The sequence below is a fragment of the Streptomyces sp. 150FB genome, from assembly GCF_000818195.1.
In the GTDB taxonomy this organism is placed as follows: Bacteria; Actinomycetota; Actinomycetes; order Streptomycetales; family Streptomycetaceae; genus Streptomyces.
Genome location: NZ_JTHL01000001.1, coordinates 1,484,387 through 1,487,046, shown reverse-complemented (window position 1 = coordinate 1,487,046; position 2,660 = coordinate 1,484,387). Strand labels below are relative to the sequence as shown.

At 75.6% G+C, this 2,660-nt stretch carries 3 protein-coding genes; all 3 read left to right on the top strand.

The features are described 5' to 3' along the window. The first annotated feature begins 52 nt into the window (after window positions 1–52). Window positions 53–847, top strand: a complete 795-nt coding sequence (locus tag QR77_RS06000; protein WP_063798157.1) for a hypothetical protein — start codon at window positions 53–55, stop codon at window positions 845–847. Beyond that, window positions 844–2,091, top strand: coding sequence for a type VII secretion-associated serine protease mycosin (mycP, locus tag QR77_RS05995; protein WP_040020114.1), 1,248 nt, complete (start codon window positions 844–846; stop codon window positions 2,089–2,091). The genes QR77_RS06000 and mycP overlap by 4 nt, the downstream gene beginning before the upstream one ends. A gap of 63 nt (window positions 2,092–2,154) precedes the next feature. Next, window positions 2,155–2,660: SseB family protein (locus tag QR77_RS05990; RefSeq protein ID WP_040020113.1), on the top strand; the 506-nt coding region annotated here is incomplete at its 3' end.

Sequence of the window (2,660 nt, the reverse complement as noted above, 5' to 3'; positions counted from 1 at the left end):
CGGCGGCCCCCCGGCGCCGTACCGCGCCTGGGCGGGCGAGCGACCCGAGACCCTGGCGGAGACCACGACCCGGCTGCGCCCCGTACCGGCGCGGCACCCCGGCCGGACGATCGCGGCGGTGGCGTGCGTCGTGCTCGGGCTCGGTCTCATCGGGGGCGCGGCGACCGGCACCTGGCTGACGGGCGACTCGGCCGCCGATCCGGTGGCAGGCAACAGCTTCACCGCCGCCCGCTCCTTCTGGCACACCGTCCCCGTCGACACGCTCTTCCCGAGCACCCTGGACGGCGCGGGGGCCGGTCCCGGCGGCGCCGACCGCACCTGGACCCGGATCGCCGTCGCACCGGACAGCGGCTGCGCCGCCGCCCTCGACCCCCTGCTGGTCTCCGCGCTGGGCCAGGCGGGCTGCGTGCGAGTGGTGCGCGCGACGTACGCCGACGCCACGTCGAGCAGCGTCACCACCGTCGGCCTCGTCTTCACCCAGGCCGACCCGGCAGCCATGACCGCCCTGCGCGCCCGCTTCCGGGACCAGCATCTGAGCGAACGAGCCGATCTCATGCCCCGCACCTTCCCGGTCCCCGGCACCCTCGCCGCCGGCTTCGGCGCCCGGCAGCGCGCGAGCTGGACGGTGAACGTGCTCGACGAGGCGCCCGTCGTCGTCTACGCCGTCTCCGGCTTCGCCGACGGACGGGCCGTCAGCGACCCCCAGCCCGCCGCGAAAGCCATGGTCGCCGGGGCTACGACCGCCCCAGCGCAGGCGGGACTCGGCTTCGAGGCCAAGGGCATCGCCGACCGGATCGAGCGAGGACTCCGCAGACACGTCAGCGCGGGAACGGAGGCCGCCCGATGACCGCGCCGACCCCGGTGAACGCGACGAAGAGGAACCGGAATCGGCTCCCCGGCCACCACCGGGGCGTACGCGGCGCAGGCGCGCTCATCGCCGCCCTGTCCTTCACGCTGCTCACCACCACCCCCGCGCACGCCGACGGCATCCGCGACCAGCAGTGGGCCCTCGCCACCATGCACACCGACCAGGCCTGGCGCACCACCCAGGGCAAGGGCGTCACCGTGGCCGTGCTGGACACCGGGGTCGACGGCACCCACCCCGACCTCGGCGGCCAGGTACTGCCCGGCAAGGACATGATCGGCTTCGGCGCCAAGGAGGGCGACCGGTCCTGGGCCAGGCACGGCACCGCCATGGCCGGCATCATCGCCGGTCACGGCCATGGGACCGGTAACGAGGACGGCGTGGTCGGCATCGCGCCCGAGGCACAGATCCTGCCCGTCCGGGTCATCCTCGAAGGCACCGACCCGGCCCGCGCCAAGGCCCGCAGCTCCAAGGGCGGCGCCCTCGCCGCAGGTATCCGCTGGGCCGCCGACCACGGCGCCGACGTCATCAACCTCTCCCTCGGCGACGACAGCGCCTCCGCCCACCCGGAGATGGGCGAGGACGACGCCGTGCAGTACGCCCTCGCCAAGGGCGCGGTCGTGGTCGCCTCGGCGGGCAACGGCGGCGAGAAGGGCGACCACATCTCGTACCCCGCCGCCTACCCGGGCGTGATCGCCGTCGCCGCCGTCGACCGGTACGGCACCCACGCAGCGTTCTCGACCAGCCGCTGGTACTCGACCGTCAGCGCCCCCGGCGACGACGTCGTGATAGCGGACCCGGACCGCCACTACTACGAGGGCTGGGGCACCAGCGCCGCCGCCGCCTTCGTCTCGGGCGCCGTCGCACTCGTACGCTCCGCCTACCCCGACCTCACGCCGGCGCAGATCAAGCAACTGCTCATCGACACCGCGCGCGACGCCCCGAAGGGCGGCCGTGACGACGCCGAGGGATACGGACTCGTCGACCCGGCCGCCGCGCTAGACGCCGGAGCGAAGCTGTCCCGTACGGATCTCAAGAGCGAGGCGGCCGGCTACGGCAGGCGCTACTTCGGCGGCGGCCCGGCGGCGGCGGAGGACACCACGGAACCGTCCGGCTGGTTCGCACCCGTCGCCGGCGGTCTCGGTGTGCTGCTGCTCGCGGGCGCCGTGGTGCTGTGGCGCGGCGGCACACGGAACGGCCCCGGCCGGCTGTCGTCCCTGCGCTGACCGCGCCCCGGCCACGGGCAACCTGGCCACCGGGCCACCCGCGTGCCCGGCTACCCTCGGTCCGTGGCGCTCAAGAACATCCCTGACTCCGGTTTCTCCGACGACGACGGCACCGCCGACGACGCGCTGAGCGCGGCCCTCGCCGCCTGGGCGGCCGACCGGTCGGCCGAGCCGGGGGTGCTGGCGGCGCTCCGGACCGCGCGGCTGCTGGTGCCGATCGTCGCCGTCCTCGGCGAGGTCGAGGAGGACGAGCACGGACTGCGCCGCGAGAAGACCAGCGACATGGCCGTGCCGACCCTGACGGCGGGCGACCGGCGCGCGCTGCCCGCCTTCACCTCGATCGCCGCGCTGGCCCGCTGGGACCCCGCGGCGCGGCCCGTCGCCGTACCGCTGCGCCAGGCGCTCCAGGCGGCCGTCCACGAGGGGGCCGACACGCTCGTACTCGACCTGGCGGGCCCCGTCCCCTACCAGCTCACCGGCCCCGCGCTGCGCGCGGCCGCCGAAGGCCGTACCAGTACGGAGCCGCTCGACGACCCCGCGGTCGTCGAGGCCGTACGGTCGGCGGTTGC

Excerpts from the sequence above, each read along its gene's own strand:
- mycP (WP_040020114.1), top strand. The coding sequence starts at position 844 with ATGACCGCGCCGACCCCGGTGAACGCGACGAAGAGGAACCGGAATCGG.